The organism is Vibrio sp. B1-2, assembly GCF_963888445.1.
Lineage (GTDB): Bacteria > Pseudomonadota > Gammaproteobacteria > Enterobacterales > Vibrionaceae > Vibrio > Vibrio anguillarum.
The window spans coordinates 85,202-103,478 of the sequence record NZ_CAWPJH010000002.1; the positions used below are offsets into that span (position 1 = coordinate 85,202).

Consider the following 18,277-nt stretch of genomic DNA (forward strand, 5'->3'; position numbering starts at 1 on the left):
AAGAACCTTGCCTGTTTTACGGCTTGAGTAAACCACGAATTTTAGGGTAAAAATGCTCATTTGCCGACAACGCAAAACGAATGGCCGGAGAAATCTAAAAAGATTGAACCCCTAAATTTCCCTGAGTTGCATAACGCCGCATTAAGGTGTGAGCAACGCTACCACGAAACTTAACCATACCACCGTAAACACAAAACCCAACGATGGAACAAAAAATGCCATGCGTTGGGAATCACTCTTAAATGCTTTGTTATAACTCTTCTGCCATCTTTCCGAGGACATCAAGGCAAACACCAAAGAGATCTTGTGCGGTATCAATGGTATATAGAGCTTCAGGATGCTGAGTCGGATTCCTGTAATTTTTCCTAATCAGATCTAATGACTCCAATAATGCTAGAGGTGGCTTATTTGTCTTCTTAGCTTTTAACTGATCTAACATATTTGCCCACATTGGCTTTGGAATGCGCTTTTGCTTACGGTGATGAAAATAATAGCTTTTTAACACATCCTCTGTCGCACGTAGTATATGAAAAGCAGATGCCGTAGCTTCTCCAAAAAGCAAACACTTTGAGGCAGAAAATATATCGGCTCTTGCTAGTTCAGAATATTTTGAGAAGTGACCATCCTTAAAGAGTTTATCCGGGCTATTTAACAAGTATTTTGTATTGTATCTTCTCGCGGGGAGCGAGTACGTTTTCTTTGTAGACGACTCAGCAAATATGACTTTCTCTAAGTCGTAAAAAACAGCAGTCAAACGCTCACGCTCTTCGCTGTCAATGAACTCTTCTGGAGATGATTCAAATTTTTTCTTAATTTCGTCTTCCACTCTGCCAAATTTCTCAGAATCAGTCATCGCGAGTGAAACTTCAAAGTTAACTTCGCTCAAAAGCTCTTTAACTTCACTAAACAGTGAGTTGGCAAATGTATAGCTATACCTAGACCCGGCTCCTGCTCTTAAAAGTAAACCAAGCTTAATATAATCATAAGAACTTCTATCTTCCATTTTTCCTCTTTATCAAAGGTTTACATTGAGTTATAACGCCCGCCTAAGGGGCTGGCAACGCATTACCACTAAACTCAAACACAACAACTGCAACCACCGCGGCTCATTGGGACTGGAAACGCCACGCGTTGACAGTCCCTCTTGAGGCGTTTGTTATGCGCGTGCTTCAGACCAAACAGCAAATTCATTACCACTTGGCTCTGCAAAATGAAAACGACAACCACCAGGAAACTCAAAGATAGGACGGATGATATGACCGCCATTTTTCACGACTTTTTCTAAAGTAGCTTCAATGTCTGAACTATAGAAAATTAACAGTGCGCCACCATTTTCAGTCCGGCCAGAAAGCTCAGCTTTGAAAAAACCACCATCTAAGCCTTCATTTGAGAAAGCTGCATATTCAGGCCCATAGTCAACAAAGCTCCAACCAAAAACCTTTGAAAAGAACGCTTTCGTTGACTCTAAGTCTTTCGCTGCAAACTCCACATAATTGAGCTTTTCATGCTGGTTCATTGTTAACTCCTGTCAATTTTTCCAATTAGCGCATAACGCCCGCCTAAGGGGCTGGCAACGCATTACCACTAAACTCAAACACAACAACCATAACCACTGCGGCTCATTGGGACTGGAAACGCTACGCGTTGACAGTCCCTCTTGAGGCGTTTGTTATGTTCGGGATTATGAGGTGACTACTTTAACTGAGGGACACCATCAATATTTTCCAACCATTTATTCATTGCTTCAAACTGCTTTGGAGTGAGTTGTTTTCTTTCACGGACAATATTACGAATACTTTTTAGGAACTGTCTTTTATCTTCATCTAGTTTTTCGATACCAACATCAATCCAGAACAAATAGTTATAACATTTTTGTAGTGTATCTAGTTTCAAAGAATCTGGAGCTTTTCGTTCGATATTATTTATTGAACGGATATCTTGCTCCGTAAGGTTACCTTCAAGATAAACCCTGTAAAAATTAGTTAGAACTTCCCAAGAGCAATTAATTTCATTAGTTAGTTTTCGTTCTCTTAACTCTAAATACTCAATAGCTCTTTTTTCATCAGAACTCTCGGTGGATTGACCTCCATTACCACCAGTGCCTCCACTGATCCTAGATCCAGTTGCGCTAGTGTATTTTGTAAGGTCAGGAATCCCTTTTAGCGAAAAACCTTCAGCTAAGTGCTTTTTAGCACATTCAGGACCAGAAAATACAATTGCGCCTGTTTTGGTATTTTTTAAGACATATGCCTTCAAAGACCTTAGATGTTTGGGGCAAAAATTACACTTCTGACTTGTTTCTGTTAAGTCTTTGCGTAATGGAATATATGTCATGGGATCTCCAAAGTGTTCACACAGCGAATCTTGGTTTTAACATACCATACAAGTGATTTGATACGACACTAGAGACACTAATTTTGCAATTATAATCATAATGTTAGCAAGAGAACATAACGCTGCGTTAAGGGGTGAATGCCGCATAAACCAAGCTTCCGCATACCACTTTCACCACCAAAACTCACTGCAAACCAGAAATGCCACGCGGCATGAATCCCGCTTAAACGCCTTGTTATGCTTAAGCTTCAATGGGTTACGTTTGACCAGAACCAAGATTAACTCGACTTTGATTTACACACAAAAGCCAAAACGTAGAAAACCGAAATGAATCATAGTTTTGATAATCAGGCTCGGAATTTTGGCAAATCTGGTTTGAAGTTTGAAAACCTAGAAATGGATTTCTGATTGAGCCAACCGCCCTAACCTCGCGCTTGCCCGAGAATTGATTGAGGCAATTCTCAGAGTTTTTAGCGCCAAAGAATAAGTGTCCGGAAAACAGCGCCCACTGGAGCCGACTTGCCGAAAAACTCGAAACAAACAAGCCTGGGGAACAAAGAAAAATCATAAACCACTGATTTTACGTGATTAAGCATAACGCCCGGCTAAGGGGTTGACAACGCACCGCCGAACTTAAAAAACACACTTAAACACTGAACTTCAATTTTGCACTAAAGTCGCCAAGCGTTGGCAATCCCTCTTGAGCCGTTTGTTAGGCCAACCGATTGACAATGATACTTTCAAAGCCAAGGAACAGGGCTTTTTACAAACTTAAAACAAACTAACCGATTCATTTATAAACCAAAGCCCTAAATCAGCAAAGAAACCAACAAATTCAAATTGAGCGATTTGGAAGAAAAGTGACGAGCGTAGCATGCTCGGAGGACGTTTGGATGCTGAAGGTTATTTTGCCGCTAAACTCACAGCGCTAAACAACCCAACACGATCAAGAAACAACAAATATGTGATGACGATTTATTGTTTAAGTCCAGCCATGAGAACATGGAATTCGCCGTTCAATTCAAACCCGATTTAGCTGATAAAAACTCACTTTGCCTAACGCCCGGCTAAGGGGTTGACAACGCACCACCGAACTAAAAAAACACACTTAAACACTGAACTTCAATTTTGAACTAAAGCCGCCAAGCGTTGGCAATCCCTCTTGAGCCGTTTGTTAGCTGCTGCACTTTAGCCGGAGATTGACTACCCAACGGCCTAATTTAAAACACATTATTGTTTTCAAGCGACAAAGTAAAACGGACAACTTAGAAACTAAAACCTAATCCACGAAACGCACTTGGCAAAGAAGAAATAACAGGAAAACTGACGAGCTTCTAAGACTTAAATTTACAAAGAATTCTTTCGAAGAAGCCAACAACCAAGTGCACGAAATCCATTTAAGCGCGAAAGAGCCTCAAAACCAAAGAAGCCACACCAAAGAAATAAACAAACACACCACTTCCCGTAAGAAGACTTCGGTTAGTTCAACCGCTTCACGAACAGTGCCACTGGCGAGATACGTGGAAAAGTGCTGACTTTCAGGTGTAAAGCTAGAGCCTCAGACTAAGAAAAATAAACGCTTAATTCTATGACTTTTCTTAACCTCAGCTAACGCCCGCTTAAGGGGCAGACAACACTACTACCAACTTTCCGCATAACACCGTAATCACAAAAACCAACGCATAATAAAAATGCCACGCGTTGGCTGTCCCTCTTGAAGCGTTTGTTAGCTGCTGCACTTTAGCCGGAGATTTACTACCCAACGACCTAATTTAAAACACATTATTGCTTTCAAACGACAAAGTAAAACGGACAATTTAGAAACTAAAACCTAATCCACGAAACTCACTTGGCAAAGAAGAAATAACAGGAAAACTGACGAGCTTCTAGGACTTAAATTTACAAAGAATTCTTTCGAAGAAGCCAACAACCAAGTGCGCAAAACCCATTTAAGCGCGAAAGAGCCTCAAAACCAAAGAAGCCACACCAAAGAAATAAACAAACACATCACTTCCCGTAAGAAGACTTCGGTTAGTTCAAACACTTCACGAACAGTGCCACTGGCGAGATACGCGGAAAAGTGCTGACTTTCAGGTGTAAAGCTAGAGCCTCAGACTAAGAAAAATAAACACGTAATTTGATGATTTTTCTTAACCTCAGCTAACGCCCGCTTAAGGAGCAGCCAACGCTACTACTCACTTTCCGCATAACACCGTAACCACAAAAACCAACGCATAATAAAAATGCCGCGCGTTGGCTGTCCCTCTTGAAGCGTTTGTTAGGTATTTATTTCCAATCTACAATCTGGTCACTTTATCTTCTGGTAAATTTAAACCGGCCCATAGTATCCACTGAGGCTCACCATCGTCTATCAAACCAGCCTCAGTGTTGTAAGTACTTATTGAACCTTCGTCATCTTTCCATTTTTCAAAGATAATGAACTTACCATCAATAGTTTTATACATTGAAGTATTGCGATTTTTGCCTAGTAATTCTCCAATAAACCGATAAGCTTGTGAACAATGAATTACTGTTAATTCTTTCATCAAAACTCCTTTTATATTCTAAACGTAGAATACCTAACGCCCGGCTAAGGGGTTGACAACGCACCACCGAACTCAAAAAACACACTGTAAACACTGAACTGCAATTTTGCACTAAAGCCGCCATACGTTGACAATCCCTCTTGAGCCGTTTGTTATGTGATGCCCCACAATCGAAACACAATATTCATCACATAAAAATGCAACCAAATGAAACAAAATGAAACACTTAACCCATTGATAATAAGAATTGCTTGCAACATTATTATAGGCGAATCAAATAGATTGATTCATCAGTTAAAAAGAGAATTAGTATCAATGAAAAAACAACTATCATTAGCAACAGTATTATTCGCTGTAGCAACTTCTTATGCAAATGCTGCAAGTCATACAATTCATTTAGGTTATGCACAAACCGATCTTGAACAAATTACTGATAAACTTCACGGTTTAACTGTTAAATACCGCTTTGAAGGCACAAGTAATCTAGGTTTTCTTGCTAGTGCTACAATCACAGGTTTAGAAAATAAAGAATATCAAGACCTTGCAACTACCAACCTTCAACTAGTTGAGAAAAGCAAGCGTACATACAGTTACGGTAGCTTTCACTTTGGCCCAGTTTATCGTCTAAACGATACTGTAAGTCTGTACGGTACTGTAGGGTACTCTCAGCTTGTTGTTGAAAGTAAGCGAGATGGTAAGGATGCTGGCAAAATAGAAGATGGTAATTTTGCTGGAGGTTTAGGCTTTGAGTTTAACATCACTCAACGTTTGGCTATGAATACTGGCCTCGAGTATACACAGCACCTTTCTAATTCTGACGCTTATACCTATGCAATTTCGTTAGGCTATCGTTTCTAAAAAATAATGGTCTAGGTACCTGCATAGATGTCTAGACCATCACATTTATCTTCATAGAACTAGAAGCTTAAAAATGAGTCTTTTCGGTGCTTACAATAAAAATTTCAGTTCGAAATATCACCCACACATAACGCCCGGTTAAGGGGCAGCCAACGCCATTACGAAGCTTCCGCATAACACCGTAACCACAAAAACCAACGCATAATAAAAATGCCACGCGTTGGCTGTCCCTCTTGAACCGTTTGTTATGTTTAAGCTTCAATAACTTACGTTTTACCTAAACCAAGATTAACTCGGTTTTGACTGACAAACAAAAGCCAAAAACCAGAAAACTGAAACAACTCATAGATTTGAAAAACAGACTTCGAATTTCGGCAATTCAAGCACAAAAACCTGTGTTCAAAATACTGATTGAGCCAGCCGAACCAACCTCGCGCTTACTCGAAAATAGACTGAGGCAATTCTCTGAATTTCCAGCGCCAAAGAATAAATGTCCAGAAAACAGCGCCAAACGAAGCCAACTTGCCGAAAAACTAGAAACTAACAAGCCGATGGTACAAAGAAAAATCATAAACCACTGAATTTACGTGATTAAACATAACGCCGCATTAAGTGGTGAGCAACGCTAAACACCGGTGCTTCGACAAACCACTTAAAATACAAAAACTGAATTTACACTAAAACCGCCAAGCGTTGCGAATCCGTCTTAAATGCTTTGTTATGTAAATTCAATAAGATAAACCAGAAGTTACACTACATTTGATTAAGAAAACAATCAAAATATTGGTTAAGTGAATCAAGAATCAGCCAAAGCCTGAACCGTGATAAATAAGCCACCAAAACAAAGTCCACCTTTCAGCGACAAACCAAGCTTTTGAATGAGAAAAACTCACCGAGCAAGACTTTCAGCAAATGCGAAATGATCGATTAACTTGCCCTTTCCACACTTTGCACCCGCAAAACTGACAACGCGCCAACGCTAAAACCAATTGAGGCAAACAAAGAAATTTGCCTGTTTACGGTTTGAGTTAACCAAGAATTTGAGGGTAAAAATGCTCCTTTGCCGACAACACCAAACGAATAGCCGGAGAAATCCCAAAAGATTGAACCCCTAAATTTACCTGAGTTGCATAACGCCCGGCTAAGGGGTTGACAACGCACCACCGAACTCAAAAAACCACTGTAAACGCTGAACTTCAATTTTGCACTAAAGTCGCCACGCGTTGGCAATCCCTCTTGAGCCGTTTGTTATGCAAATTCAATAAGATAAACCAACTTTACTCGATCAAAAGCCACGATTGCAATGGTTGAGTAATTCAAGAATCAACCGAAGCCAGAGCCGTGATAAATAAGCCGCCAAAACAAAGTCCACCTTTCAGCAACAAACCAAGCTTTTGAATGAGACAAACCCTACAAGCAATACTTTCAGCAAGTGCAAAATGCTCGATTAACTTGCCCTTTCCACACTTTGCGCACGCTGAATTGGCAACAAACCAGCACCAAAGCTCATTGAGGCAAACAAAGAACTTTGCCTGTTTTACGGCTTGAGTTAACCACGAATTTTAGGGTAAAAAAGCTCATTTGCCGACAACATAAAACGAATGGCCGGAGAAACCTAAAAAGATTGAACCCCTAAATTTACCTGAGTTGCATAACGCCCGGCTAAGGGGTTGACAACGCATAGCCGAACTCAAAAAACACACTGTAAACACTGAACTTCAATTTTGCACTAAAGTCGCCACGCGTTGGCAATCCCTCTTGAGCCGTTTGTTAGGCCAACCAATTGACACCGACACTTTCACAACCAAAGAACGAGCTTTTTTGTAGACTTGAAACAAACTAACCGATTCATTTATAAACCAAAATGCTGAATCAGCAAAGAAACAAAAAAACTCAAATTGAGCGATTTGGAAGAAAAGTGACGAGCGTAGCATGCTCGGCGGACGTTTGGATGCTGAAGGTTATTTCACCGCTAAACTCACAACGACAAACAACCCAACGCGATCAAGAAATAACAAATATGTGATGATTATTCATTTGCTTAAGTTCAGCCATGAGAACATGGAATTTACCGTTCAATTTCAACTCGATTTAGCTGATAAAAACTCACTTTGCCTAACGCCCGCTTAAGGGGCAGCCAACGCTACTACCAACTTACCGCATAACACCGTAACCACAAAAATCAACGCATGGTAAAAATGCCGCGCGTTGGCTGTCCCTCTTGAAGCGTTTGTTATGTGCTAATTCCGTTTGTTGATATAGTCTATGGCATATTCTATATGTGCAATTAACTCTTCAACGCATTTAGGGAAATAATACTCTGCATCATCAGGGTGTAAGTTGTCTTTAGGCAATAACGTATATTCAATTTCATCGTTAAACAAAGGGTAAAGGTTATGAGTAAGGTAGTTACGACGAACCAGTATAAATTCCAAAATTTCACGAAGCTCATCAGTAACCAATTCATGTTCTTTACAGCTACCAACAAGCTGACCTAACATAGCTCGACTAAGGTTGTATCTCACTTTAAGACTACTCGTGAGAACGATTGACTTTAATGCTGACTCTAACTTTCCAGACATCAATATCAGCCGCCCCAAGCTTTCACAAAAACGCTCACTTTTGAGTAATTCATCGTAAAATTCCAGAGACATTGCTTGATTACTCCTTTACACATAACGCCCAATTAAGTAGCCCGAAACGCAACTACCAACTTCTCGCACAACACCGTAATCACCAAACTCAACGCAAAACAAAAATGCCACGCGTTGAGGGTCTGCTTGAATTGTTTGTTAGGTGCCTGAACACAATCGTCTTTTGGGCTCTGTTTCATGCAAGTATCGAGTAAAAGTATCTTTCGGACGCTCAAGACCATTTTCAGCTAACACTCTTGAGGCCATACCTCGATGATTACTGCCATGCGTCAGTAAATGAAGCAAAATTTCTTCTATTGTTAACTGTCCAAAACCACCATCGATAAAACGGAAAATCACATTACGTTTGAGTTCGTCTGCACTCACTGATTTTGTAAAATCAATAAGCCATGAGTCATGCTCATTTATGATTCGTTGTAACTCTGACAATGAAGGAGTCTCGACGGTATTGCCACCACTGTACTTTTCGGGCTCACCTAAAATACGACTGATAAAAAGACTATCCACGACCGTTGTGTGATTCAAAATCCGAACGAAAAAGGTCGCATCGTTTTCTGGTAACTGTGAAAATTGTTTTTCACCTAACTCAAGCAACTCATCGTTTGCCCATTTTTTATATTGAAACGCACTAGCAAACTGCATTTTTTCTCCACGATTTATTTCTTGAAAACTGATGATAACTGATTGGCACCTAACGCCCTGTTAAGGTGTGAGCAACGCAGTACTTAAGCCGCCGCATACCACCTTAAACACTAAACGCAACGCATAGTAAAAATGCCACGCGTTGCGAATCACTCTTAAACAGATTGTTATATTTCTTTATTCGCCAAACCACTCACGGTTGTCTACATCAATATCCCCTTCAAATATTTGGACATCATTGAAATTACCCAAAGGTATATGCGCCGTAAAATTGAGAGGGAAATCTTCATCCATAGTCGCGCCATTGTCGTTTCTAAAATCGCTTCCTGATCCCCAAACCAATGTACAATAAGCATAGCCAGTTCCCTTAACCTTCAGCCATTGACTGTCAATGTCATCAACTGAAAATTCCGAGACTTCCACATCATTTACGTGCCCGTGAGATGACAATATATCTAAGCCCTCTAGCGTAGTTGTGAGAGCTTCTTGAGTAACAGTCTCACTGATTTGCTCACGTACTAAATTTTGAATTTCACTACGACATTGTTCAACCAAACGAACAATGTCACTAGTTAACTTCAATACTTCTTTTGACAATTTCTCACAAAGATCATTACTGATATTGAACGAGCTATCGGATCGAACATGGGTATATTTACTCAACTCACCAAATTTTTTGCCAAATACTTTTAATGTCTGATCAAGGATATTTTCTTCGTCTTCTTCAATTTGAAGAACTTCACGCTTAACATAGTCAAGCTCTAAGCCACCACAAATTGAATATATTACACGCTGTTTGCGAGTTACTGTTGTATCCGAAGGTGGTACAAACCACGCACATCTTTGAATTTCATCGTCATCTGAATACTTAGCTAGGATTATGCTAATTATTTCTCGCATACAATAAGCAAAGTTATTGAAGCGAACTGGGTTACCTTTATCAGATAAATTTTCAAGTGAGGCTAGAAACAAATTCTGCTCAAAGCCAACGCCCAAGTGAGATAAGATTTTTTGCGAATTGTCATCATTAATTAGATGATTATATAAAGTGCTTCGTCCACTCCTGACACGTACCCCATAAGTTCTTTGTTGCACCTTCGCCATTCGTTTTCGAGTTTTCTTAATTTTAGTTATCACCGAGTTTCTCCAAAAAATATAACGCCCGGCTAAGGGGTTGACAACGTACCGCCGAACTCAAAAAACACACCGTAAACACTGAACTTCAATTTTGCACTAAAGCCACCACGCGTTGGCAATCCCTCTTGAGCCGTTTGTTAGCTGCTACACTTTAGCCGGAGATTGACTACCCAACGGCCTAATTTAAAACACATTATTGCTTTCAACCGGCAAAGTAAAACGGACAACTGAGAAACTAAAACCTAATCCACGAAACGCACTTGGCAAAGAAGAAATAACAACAAAATTTGACGAGTTTCTAGAGCTTAAATTTACAAAGAATTATGTCGAAGAAGCCAACAACCAAGTGCGTGAAACCCATTTGAGCGCGAAAGAGCTTCAAAACCAAAGAAGCCACACCAAAGAAATAAACAAACACATCACTTCCCGTAAGAAGACTTCGGTTAGTTCAACCACTTCACGAACAGTGCCACTGGCGAGATACGCGGAAAAGTGCTGACTTTCAGGTGTAAAGCTAGAGCCTCAGACTAAGAAAAATAAGCGCTTAATTTTATGGTTTTTCTTAACCTCAGCTAACGCCCGGCTAAGGGGTTGACAACGCATAGCCGAACTTAAAAAACACACTGTAAACACTGAACTTCAATTTTGAACTAAAGCCGCCACGCGTTGGCAATCCCTCTTGAGCCGTTTGTTATGTAACTATTTGACAGAAATAGAGATCTCGACTTCATGAGCACTTTTATAATATTCAAAGTCTGTTGTGTATGCTCGTGCGTGAGGACAGCTTTCAGAGCTAAAGTAATTCCAAACTTCACCCCAAAGATCTATAACTGCTTGTGGCATTTCACCGCTCGCAGCAAAAGTCACGTACTTACCAGAAGTAACATTTACTTTTACTGAGTCTGGTAATATTTCTGGTGATAAGGTATCCGAACAAGCAATAACGTCAAAAGCACCTGTAAAATCAGACTCATAGTTTGTGTACAAGCCATAAACTTTTGATTTTTCATCTAACTTTGGAGCAGCATTTGTGTAAAATTTAGCCCAAAGATTTCCAATTTTTGCAGTCGATGAATTTACTTCATCCGCATTAGTTGTACGAATGACAAAACCAGTAACTTCAAAACCATTCATTTCATTGATGCTCATTTTTTCTCCTAGTTACATAACGCCCGGCTAAGGGGTTGACAACGCACCGCCGAACTCAAAAAAACACACCTTAAACACTAAACTTCAATTTTGTACTAAAGTCGCTATGCGTTGGCAATCCCTCTTGAGCCGTTTGTTATGCAAATTCAATGAGATAAACCGACTTTACACGACCAAAAGCCACAATTGCAATGGTTGAGTGATTCAAGAATCAACCCAAGCCAGAGCCGTGATAAATGAGCCGCCAAAACAAAGTCCACCTTTCAGCAACAAACCAAGCTTTTGAATCAGACAAACTCAACAAGCAAGACTTTCAGCAAGTGCAAAATGCTCGATTAACTTGCCCTTTCCACACTTTGCGCACGCTGAATTGACAACAAACCAGCACCAAAACTCATTGAGGCAAACAAAGAACCTTGCCTGTTTTACGGTTTGAGTTAACCACGAATTTTAGGGTAAAAAAGCTCATCTGCCGACAACACAAAACGAATGGCCGGAGAAATCTAAAAAGATTGAACCCCTAACTTTACCTGAGTTGCATAACGCCCGGCTAAGGGGTTGACAACGCACCGCCGAACTCAAAAAACCACTGTAAACACTGAACTTCAATTTTGCACTAAAGTCGCCAAGCGTTGGCAATCCCTCTTGAGCCGTTTGTTATGCAAATTCAATAAGATAAACTGACTTATCTCGATCAAAAGCCACGATTGCAATGGTTGAGTGATTCAAGAACCAACCCAAGCAAGAACTGTGATAGATGAGCCGCCAAAACAAAGTCCACCTTTCAACAACCAACCAAGCTTTTGAATGAGACAAACTCAACAAGCAAGACTTTCAGCAGCTGTAAAACGCTCGATAAACTTGCTCTTTCCACACTTTGCGCACGCTGAATTGGCAACGAACCAGCGCTAAAATTGATTGAGGCAAACAAAGAACCTTAGCTGTTTTACGGCTTGAGTGAACCACGGATTTGAGGGTAAAAGTGCTCATTTGCCGACAACACCAAACGAATGGTCGGAGAAATCCAAAAGATTGAACCCCTAAAATTACCTGAGTTGCATAACGCCCGGCTAAGGGGTTGACAACGCACCGCCGAACTTAAAAAACATACTGTAAACACTGAGCTTCAATTTTGTACTAAAGTCGCCAAGCGTTGGCAATCCCTCTTGAGCCGTTTGTTATAAGCTGCCACTAAACGTTTGGATTACTTGAGTTATTAAATGAATACATGCGTATTTCATCCCTTGGAAGCCAGCCTAATTTTTCGTAAAAATTTTGCGCATTAACATTATTGCTATAAACAAATAAATGCGTCTTTGAAACACCAATCGAAGTCAAAGCATCAACTGATTTTTCAACCAAAGCTTTACCTATTTTTTGGCCTCGAAATTCTGATGAAACAGCCAAATGTTGCAGATACCCTCTGCGACCATCGGTCCCAACGAGTACCGCACCAATAATGTTATTGCCGCTTAACGCAACAAAACTTAGCCCAGAGTTTCGGTTAAGGTAACTTTCAATGCTTTGTTTAGAATCAGCATCTCTTAATGACAAGCTTTCCGTCTGGCGCCACAGATCAATCACTGAATCGTAATCGGAAATATCCATTTCTCGAATTGTAATCACTAAAGCCTCCAAAGCTTATAACGCCCGGTTAAGGGGCAGCCAACGCTACTACCAACTTTCCGCATAACACCGTAATCACCAAAACCAACGCATAGTAAAAATGCCGCGCGTTGGCTGTCCCTCTTGAACCGTTTGTTATGTTTAAATACTCTCACACTTGGCATTTTTCACTTTGTTTAGAACGCGTTCCATCAACGACCTATCTTTCATATGATTCATACTTATAAATGGGTAAAGTGGTTTGGATTGCTTAGACGAAACCTCTTCTCCTTTTGCATTAACCACGGTCATATTTATACACCAATTAGTTTCGTTGGCTTTTATAAAATATTTTTCACCTGCAACCAAATTTATCTCTGCTTCAAATCGAGATGCCCAAACCACTTCAGTTGTATTTGAAGTATGAGTTACTTCAATATCTAAAGAGCTTGTACCAGCAGAAACCAAATGAGTTGCTTTATATGGGGTTGTAAAAATGGGTATTTCGAGTTTTTTACCATTCACCGTTCTAAACATCAATGAATGCTTATTTTCTCCATCTTTAATTTTTTGATTTTGGAGTGTTGCAAACTTACTTGCGTCCGTATTAGTAGACGCACAACCTGCCAATACGAGGGTTAACCCCAGAAGTAAACAAATTCTTTTCATATAAAAACCATTGCTAAAATTAAACATAACGCCCGCTTAAGGGGCAGCCAACGCTACTACTAACTTTCCGCATAACACCGTAACCACAAAAACCAATGCATATTAAAAATGCTGCGCGTTGGCTGTCCCTCTTGAAGCGTTTGTTATAGCGCATTTTCACGAACTTGCATTATTGACAGTACTTTTGCCAATACACTTGGAATACCAGTACCTTTAAGGTACTCAATACTTGTAGGTCGACTGGTCGTTTCATCGAATAACTCATGAAATGAGCTTTGTTTATCGATTATAACTGAGGCTAGTTCATAACCATCATCATTAAACTGATCGGCTGTAATATCGATAATGTAGCCCTCGCACACCAACCATGCGTGAGTTTGATTTGAGTTATTTCCTAACCCGTGACCACAAACGTACTCACTATCTAGGCCATGATATTTCAAGAAATATAACCCTAGCAAATCGGTCGCATCTCCACAGCAGCCAGCAGGAAAGCCAGATGAAAAATAAAAGCTAGTCATACTGTGAAAGTCTGACCTTTCAAATCCAGCTAGAATCTCTCGAATTTGATGGATAATCTTATTGATATCTTTATTCAAATGAAACTCCAAATTTACCTGCGCTATAACGTCGCATTAAGTGGTGAGCGACGCTAAACACCAATGCCTCGACAAACCACTTAAAACGCAAAAACTGAATTTACACTAAAACCGCCAAGCGTTGCGAATCCGTCTTAAATGCTTTGTTATGCAAATTCAATAAGATAAACCAGAAGTTACACCAAATTTGATTAAGAAAACAATCAAAATATTGGTTAAGTGAACCAAGAATCAGCCAAAGCCTGAACCGTGATAAATAAGCCACCAAAACAAAGTCCACCTTTCAGCGACAAACCAAGCTTTTGAATGAGACAAACTCAACAAGCAAGACTTTCAGCAAATGCGAAATGATCGATTAACTTGCCATTTCCACACTTTTCACCCGCAAAACTGACAACGCCCCAACGCTAAAACCAATTGAGGCAAACAAAGAAAATTGCCTGTTTTACGGTTTGAGTTAACCAAGAATTTGAGGGTAAAAATGCTCATTTGCCGACAGCACAAAACGAATAGCCGGAGAAATTCCAAAAGATTGAACCCCTAAATTTACCTGAGTTGCATAACGCCCGGCTAAGGGGTTGACAACGCACCACCGAACTCAAAAAACACACTGTAAACACTGAACTTCAATTTTGTACTAAAGCCGCCACGCGTTGACAATCCCTCTTGAGCCGTTTGTTATGCAAATTCAATAAGATAAACTGACTTTACTCGATCAAAAGCCACAATTGCAATGGTTGAGTGATTCAAGAATCAACCCAAGCCAGAGCCGTGATAAATGAGCCGCCAAAACAAAGTCCACCTTTCAGCAACAAACCAAGCTTTTGAATCAGGAAAACTCAACGAGCGAAACCTTCAGCAAAAGCAAAATGATCGATTAACTTGCCCTTTCCACACTTTGCGCACGCTGAATTCACAACAAACCAACGCAAAAACTGATTGAGGCAAACAAAGAACCTTGCTGTTTTACGGTTTGAGTTAACCACGAATTTGAGGGTAAAAATGCCCATTTGCCGACAACACAAAACGAATGGCCGGAGAAATCTAAAAAGATTGAACCCCTAAATTTATCTGAGTTGCATAACGCCCGGTTAAGGGGTTGACAACGCACCACTTAACTCAAAAAACACCCCGTAAACGCTGAATTTCAATTTTGAACTAAAGTCGACGAGCGTTGACAATCCCTCTTTAACCGTTTGTTATGCTTATTTTTTGAGCTTCACAACTTCACCACTCAATGCAACTCCAGCCATTACGGCTCCAGCACCACATTGAAAAGTATCGTTGCTTGAAGTGAGGTTATTTTTGTAATTTGATTTGATATTAACTACTGCATTTCCACCTTCTTTTATCGCTCTGTCTTTAAGAGCAATCATGGCGGAAAGAAAAACCCAGTTGCACGCTTCTTCATCTGTTTTATTGAAAGCGTTCGTTTTTTTACTGGTTTTAAATTCACCTAATTTTTTGAGAACTTTGCCGTAACTCTGCTCGCCAAAGTAAAATGAAACTTCAGAGCCTAATTTAGATTTAGCCACTTCAGAGCTCATTGCCTTTGTAATCGAATAATTACCCACATCATCTCTAGCGAAAGTGCTTGATGAGAAGAAAGCCAGTGATGAAATAGCTAGAATTGTTAATTTTTTCATTGTGATAAATTCCAAAATAGTTTGATTGTGACTAGAGCATAACGCCCGGCTAAGGGGTTGACAACGCACCGCCGAACTTAAAAAACACACCGTAAACACTGAACTTCAATTTTGAACTAAAGCCGCCACGCGTTGGCAATCCCTCTTGAGCCGTTTGTTAGGCCAACCAATTGACACCGACACTTTCACAACCAAAGAACAAGGCTTTTTATAAACTTAAAACAAACTAACCGATTCATTTATAAACCAAAATACTGAATCAGCAAAGAGACCAAAAAACTCAAATTGAGCGATTTGGAAGAAAAGTGACGAGCGTAGCATGCTCGGCGGACGTTTGGATGCTGAAGGTTATTTTGCCGCTAAACTCACAACGAAAAACAACTCAACGCGATCAAGAAACAACAAATATGTGATGATTATTTATTGCTTAACTTAAGCTAGAAAACATGGAATTTACCGTTCAATTCCAACTCGATTTAGCTGATAAAAACTCACTTTGCCTAACGCCCGGCTAAGGGGTTGACAACGCATAGCCGAACTCAAAAAACACACTGTAAACACTGAACTTCAATTTTGCACTAAAGTCGCCAAGCGTTGGCAATCCCTCTTGAGCCGTTTGTTATAAGCGTGCTTCGTTTTACCATGTTTTATCTAAGTCTTGTGCGTATAAAGAAATAGCTCGCTGATACTCTTTAATTGCATCACTATTCGTGGTCGATACTAGAAGTCCAAGTAGCAATGATATCGCTTCTTTATAGCGTCCCAAGTTGTAGAGGCACATGGCATAGAAAGGCTGAACTTCAATAGAACCAGGGTAGTCACTGAGAGTTTGCTCGAAATAGCATAACGCCTCTGAATACATGCCAAGGGTTCGATAAGTGCTCGCTAGCCCAAACAAAGCATCAAACCTTTCTACCGACGAAAGTAGACCCGAAAGAGACAACAGATAATGAGCAACCGCTTCTTGCTCTTTACCCTCATTGTCGTACGACCAAGCAATTTGTAAGTGAGCCTTAGCAGAATAAGCCTCATCATTTAATAACGTTTTTAGTAAAGCTCTCGACTCTTGATACTTAGCCTTTTTCCGCAATTCAATCGCTTGTTTGATGAGACTTTCCATAATTTTCCTCGAAGCTTATAACGCCCGGCTAAGGGGTTGACAACGCACCGCCGAACTTAAAAAACACACTTAAACACTGGACTGCAATTTTGCACTAAAGTCGCCACGCGTTGGCAATCCCTCTTGAGCCGTTTGTTATGCAAATTCAATAAGATAAACTGACTTTACTCGATCAAAAGCCACGATTGCAATGGTTGAGTGATTCAAGAATCAACCCAAGCAGGAGCCGTGATAAATAAGCCGCCAAAACAAAGTCCACCGTTCAACAACAAACCAAGCTTTTGAATGAGACAAACTCAACAAGCAAGACTTTCAGCAAGTACAAAATGCTCGATAAACTTGCCCTTTCCACACTTTGCGCACGCTGAATTGGCAACAAACCAACACAAAAACTCATTGAGACAAACAAAGAACCTTACCTGTTTTACGGCTTGAGTGAACCACGAATTTGAGGGTAAAAAAGCTGATTTGCCGACGGCACAAAACGAATGGCCGGAGAAATCTAAAAAGATTGAACCTCTAAATTTACCTGAGTTGCATAACGCCCGCTTAAGTGGTGAGCAACGCTACCACGAAAATCAATTATTGCACCGTAAACACAAAAGCTAAATCAAACCAAAACCGCCGAGCGTTGCGAATCCGTCTTAAAGCGTTTGTTATGTTCACATTGCTAAAGATGCTTAACCAAATCAATGTAATACCTTAAAGCAAAACAAAACTTCGTAGCATCCAACACAATGACCCACTCTTTGTTATTGAAGCTACCTTTGAGCTCACATTTTCCTACCCAATAGTCAGAACCAGCTTCATTTTTAGCAAACACTAAATCGTACGAGGTTGCATGAATAATTTTATTACAACACTCACGAAGAGAAGGTTTGAAGCTTCCTTTTTTTACTTCTGCTATTTCTTCGAAATGCTCGAAAGCTTCAAGGTCTGGCGAATATTGAGGATTATCGTCACTAGAAAAATCGTAACTATCTTGTAAAACCCTCGTACGCGTAGCACATAGAATTAAGTGGCTACTTACAGTTTCTATTAGCCACTCAACGTAAGACGCATACTCTATTTCATATTCAGAAATAACGTATTCTTCCGCTTTTTCTGTATTGTACAATTCTAATAACTTGAGCACATGATTGGCACTTGCCGAAGCCAATTGTTCAATGTAATACGCCTCATGTACGATCGAATTGTAATAAATAGGATGTGACATTTTATCTCCGTGAACATAACGCCCGGCTAAGGGGTTGACAACGCACTGCCGAACTTAAAAAACACACTGTAAACACTAAACTTCAATTTTGAACTAAAGCCG

15 protein-coding genes are annotated in these 18,277 nt (G+C 40.1%); 1 reads left to right on the forward strand and 14 read right to left on the reverse strand.

Going from position 1 to position 18,277, the window contains the following annotated elements:
- Positions 1–250 precede the first annotated feature (250 nt).
- The 4 genes from AACQ75_RS01100 to AACQ75_RS01120 form a co-directional block, all read right to left on the reverse strand.
- A complete protein-coding gene (locus tag AACQ75_RS01100; protein ID WP_170889300.1) occupies positions 251–1,003 on the reverse strand; it encodes a hypothetical protein in 753 nt (250 codons plus the stop codon).
- A gap of 153 nt (positions 1,004–1,156) precedes the next feature.
- Positions 1,157–1,516, reverse strand: a complete 360-nt coding sequence (locus tag AACQ75_RS01105) for a VOC family protein (RefSeq protein WP_170888933.1) — start codon at positions 1,514–1,516, stop codon at positions 1,157–1,159.
- Between the two features lie 176 nt (positions 1,517–1,692).
- On the reverse strand, positions 1,693–2,334 hold the full coding sequence (locus AACQ75_RS01110; protein ID WP_108315849.1) for a hypothetical protein: 642 nt from the start codon (positions 2,332–2,334) through the stop codon (positions 1,693–1,695).
- 2,297 nt (positions 2,335–4,631) lie between these two features.
- A complete protein-coding gene (locus AACQ75_RS01120) occupies positions 4,632–4,880 on the reverse strand; it encodes a hypothetical protein (RefSeq protein WP_170889301.1) in 249 nt (82 codons plus the stop codon).
- 207 nt (positions 4,881–5,087) lie between these two features.
- Between AACQ75_RS01120 and AACQ75_RS01125 the strand changes: the two genes are divergently transcribed.
- Entirely contained in the window at positions 5,088–5,738 is a 651-nt protein-coding gene (locus tag AACQ75_RS01125; protein ID WP_234911133.1) for an Ail/Lom family outer membrane beta-barrel protein, read from the forward strand.
- A 2,240-nt stretch (positions 5,739–7,978) separates the two neighbouring features.
- Here the strand turns inward: AACQ75_RS01125 and AACQ75_RS01135 are convergent.
- The 10 genes from AACQ75_RS01135 to AACQ75_RS01180 all read right to left on the reverse strand — a co-directional run bounded on the left by AACQ75_RS01135 (position 7,979) and on the right by AACQ75_RS01180 (position 18,175).
- Positions 7,979–8,392 (reverse strand): hypothetical protein, encoded by a 414-nt coding sequence (locus AACQ75_RS01135; protein ID WP_170889302.1) that lies wholly within the window; start codon positions 8,390–8,392, stop codon positions 7,979–7,981.
- A gap of 138 nt (positions 8,393–8,530) precedes the next feature.
- Positions 8,531–9,034 (reverse strand): DinB family protein, encoded by a 504-nt coding sequence (locus AACQ75_RS01140; protein WP_170889303.1) that lies wholly within the window; start codon positions 9,032–9,034, stop codon positions 8,531–8,533.
- Between the two features lie 177 nt (positions 9,035–9,211).
- Entirely contained in the window at positions 9,212–10,171 is a 960-nt protein-coding gene (locus AACQ75_RS01145) for a pPIWI-associating nuclease domain-containing protein (protein ID WP_170889304.1), read from the reverse strand.
- A gap of 699 nt (positions 10,172–10,870) precedes the next feature.
- A complete protein-coding gene (locus AACQ75_RS01150) occupies positions 10,871–11,320 on the reverse strand; it encodes a GyrI-like domain-containing protein (RefSeq protein ID WP_170889305.1) in 450 nt (149 codons plus the stop codon).
- Between the two features lie 1,191 nt (positions 11,321–12,511).
- A complete protein-coding gene (locus AACQ75_RS01155; protein ID WP_170889306.1) occupies positions 12,512–12,946 on the reverse strand; it encodes a GNAT family N-acetyltransferase in 435 nt (144 codons plus the stop codon).
- 141 nt (positions 12,947–13,087) lie between these two features.
- On the reverse strand, positions 13,088–13,621 hold the full coding sequence (locus AACQ75_RS01160; RefSeq protein WP_170889307.1) for a hypothetical protein: 534 nt from the start codon (positions 13,619–13,621) through the stop codon (positions 13,088–13,090).
- A gap of 116 nt (positions 13,622–13,737) precedes the next feature.
- Entirely contained in the window at positions 13,738–14,193 is a 456-nt protein-coding gene (locus tag AACQ75_RS01165; protein ID WP_170889308.1) for a hypothetical protein, read from the reverse strand.
- Between the two features lie 1,205 nt (positions 14,194–15,398).
- Entirely contained in the window at positions 15,399–15,839 is a 441-nt protein-coding gene (locus tag AACQ75_RS01170) for an excinuclease (RefSeq protein ID WP_170889309.1), read from the reverse strand.
- 637 nt (positions 15,840–16,476) lie between these two features.
- The gene (locus tag AACQ75_RS01175; RefSeq protein ID WP_170889310.1) at positions 16,477–16,959 is read right to left on the reverse strand and encodes a tetratricopeptide repeat protein; all 483 of its coding nucleotides are present in this window, start codon (positions 16,957–16,959) and stop codon (positions 16,477–16,479) included.
- Between the two features lie 670 nt (positions 16,960–17,629).
- The gene (locus AACQ75_RS01180; RefSeq protein ID WP_158160353.1) at positions 17,630–18,175 is read right to left on the reverse strand and encodes a hypothetical protein; all 546 of its coding nucleotides are present in this window, start codon (positions 18,173–18,175) and stop codon (positions 17,630–17,632) included.
- Positions 18,176–18,277: the final 102 nt, after the last annotated feature.